This window comes from Rhizobacter sp. P3_B12, assembly GCF_056402895.1.
On record NZ_JBFUGN010000866.1, the window covers coordinates 1 to 2,633 of the forward strand.

General features: G+C 71.4%; 3 protein-coding genes. 2 read left to right on the forward strand and 1 reads right to left on the reverse strand.

Annotated features, from left to right (window positions below):
- Together AC1D01_RS29275 and AC1D01_RS29280 are read left to right on the forward strand one after the other, a co-directional pair.
- Nucleotides 1-1,436, forward strand: a 1,436-nt coding sequence (locus tag AC1D01_RS29275; protein ID WP_477872674.1) for an AMP-binding protein, incomplete at its 5' end; no start/stop codon positions are given.
- The gene (locus tag AC1D01_RS29280) at nucleotides 1,433-2,500 is read left to right on the forward strand and encodes an aldo/keto reductase (RefSeq protein ID WP_477872676.1); all 1,068 of its coding nucleotides are present in this window, start codon (nucleotides 1,433-1,435) and stop codon (nucleotides 2,498-2,500) included. The genes AC1D01_RS29275 and AC1D01_RS29280, both read left to right, overlap by 4 nt.
- A 15-nt stretch (nucleotides 2,501-2,515) precedes the next feature.
- Here AC1D01_RS29280 and AC1D01_RS29285 read toward each other — a convergent pair.
- Nucleotides 2,516-2,633, reverse strand: a 118-nt coding sequence (locus AC1D01_RS29285; protein WP_477872678.1) for a hypothetical protein, incomplete at its 5' end; no start/stop codon positions are given.

A 2,633-nucleotide genomic window follows, 5' to 3' on the forward strand; every position in this document is an offset into this window, starting at 1 on the left:
TGGCGCTGCACCAGCTGGGCGCGGTCGCGATGCCGCTGTCGGTGCTGTTCGGCCCCGAGGCGCTCGAGTTCCGGCTGCAGCACAGCGAGGCTGGCGTCGCGATCGGCGACGAGGCCTCGATCGCCGCGCTGCGCGCCGTGCGGCCGCAGTGCCCGGCGCTGCGCTGCATCGTCGCGGCCGGTGCGGCGGCCGGGCAGGGCGATGTCGACTGGGACACGCTGCTGCAGCAGGACGACGGCGGCTTCACGCCCGTCGCGACGCAGGCCGCCGACCCGGCGATCCTGATCTACACCAGCGGCACCACCGGCCCGCCGAAGGGCGCGCTGCTGCCGCAGCGGGCGCTGATCGGCAACCTGAGCGGCTTCGTCGCGAGCCAGAACTGGTTCCCGCGCCGCGACGAGGTGTTCTGGAGCCCGGCCGACTGGGCCTGGACCGGCGGGCTGATGGATGCGCTGCTGCCCACGCTGTACTTCGGCCGCGAGATCGTCGCGTACCAGGGCCGCTTCGGCCCCGAGAAGGCCTTCGAGCTGATGGCGCGCTACGGCGTCACCAACACCTTCCTGTTCCCGACCGCGCTGAAGGCGATGATGAAGGCCGTGCCGTCGCCGCGCGGGCGCTACGCACTGCGGCTGCGCACGGTGATGAGCGCCGGCGAGGCGGTCGGCGACGCGGTGTTCGCGTGGTGCCGCGAGCAGCTCGGCATCACCGTCAACGAGATGTTCGGCCAGACCGAGATCAACTACGTGGTCGGCAACTGCACCGAATACCTGGATGCCGCAGGCCGTGCGCAGCCCGGCTGGCCGGCGCGCCCTGGCAGCATGGGCCGTGCCTACCCGGGCCACCGCGTCGCGGTGCTCGACGACGACGGCCGCGAATGCCCGCGCGGCACGCCGGGCGACGTGGCGGTGCACCGCCGCGACGTGCACGGCACACCCGACCCGGTCTTCTTCCTCGGCTACTGGAAGAACGACGCCGCGACGCGCGCCAAGTTCACCGGCGACCCCGACGACAGCTGGTGCCGCACCGGCGACACCGCGCTGATGGACGACGACGGCTACCTCTGGTACCAGGGCCGCAGCGACGACGTCTTCAAGGCAGCGGGCTATCGGATCGGGCCGAGCGAGATCGAGAACTGCCTGGTCAAGCACCCGGCCGTCGCGAACGCGGCGGTGGTGCCGAAACCCGATGCCGAGCGCGGTGCGCTGGTCAAGGCCTACGTGGTGCTGGCGGCGGGCGTGGTCGGCGATGCCGCCTTGGTTGAGCAGCTGCAGGCGCATGTGAAGGGCCGGCTCGCGCCCTACGAGTACCCGAAGGAGGTCGAGTTCATCGACGCGCTGCCGATGACGACCACCGGCAAGGTGCAGCGGCGCGTGCTGCGGCTGCAGGAAGAGGAGCGGGCACGCGGTTCCGGAAATCTCCCTAAACTGGCCCGATGAGCACCTTCACCACCCTCCCGCTTGGCCGCAGCGACCTGCGCGTCACCCCGATCTGCCTCGGCACGATGACCTTCGGCGAACAGGTCGACGAAGCCGTGGCGCACCGCATCCTCGACGCCGCCGTCGCGCGCGGCATCAACTTCATCGACACCGCCGAGATGTACGCGGTGCCGACACGCCGCGAGACCTACGGCGCCACCGAACGCATCATCGGCAACTGGTTCGCCGCCCGGCCCGGCGTGCGCCAGAAGGTGGTGCTCGCGACCAAGGTGGCCGGCCCCGGCCGCAGCATGGACTGGGTGCGCGGCGGCAGCGCGAACCTGGTGGCCGCCGAGATCGTGCAGGCCTGCGACGACAGCCTGAAGCGCCTGCGCACCGACGTGATCGACCTGTACCAGATCCACTGGCCGAACCGCAACGTGCCGACCTTCGGCGCGTTGTATTTCGATCCGTCCCGGGACACCGAATTCAGCAGCATCCACGAGCAGCTGCAGGCGCTGGCCGGGCTGGTGAAGGCCGGCAAGGTCCGGCACATCGGGCTGTCGAACGAGACGCCGTGGGGCGTCGGCGAGTTCGTGCGGCTGGCCGGCCAGCACGGGCTGCCGCGTATCGCCACCGTGCAGAACCCGTATGCGCTGACCAGCCGTGCGCTCGACAACGGGCTCGACGAGACGCTGTACCGCGAGCAGGTCTCGCTGCTCGCCTATTCGCCGCTCGCGTTCGGCGCGCTGACCGGCAAGTACGACGAGATCGGTTTCGACGCCGCCGACAAGCCCGGGCGGCTGGCGATCTTCGACGGCATGAAGAAGGGCCGCTGGGGCCGCCCCGAGGCGCTGGCCGCCGCGCGCCTGTACAACGCGCTGGCACGGCGCCACGGCCTCTCGCCGACGCAGCTCGCGCTCGCCTTCGTCTACGGCAGCCGGCGCGTCGCGAGCACCATCATCGGCGTCACCTCGCTCGCGCAGCTGGACGAGAACCTGGCGGCCTGGGGCACGGCGCTGTCGCCCGAGCTGCTCRCCGAGATCGACGCGATCCGCTGGACGCACCGCGATCCGGCGCAGTGACGCGGGCGGTTCTGCTCAGCCGAAGGTGAACGCGAACGCGCGGGCACCGGGGTCGAGAAAGCGGATCTCGATCGTGCGGTCGCCGATGCGGCCCGGCTGGCGCACCAGCTGGTAGAGCCGCTCGGCGTCGATC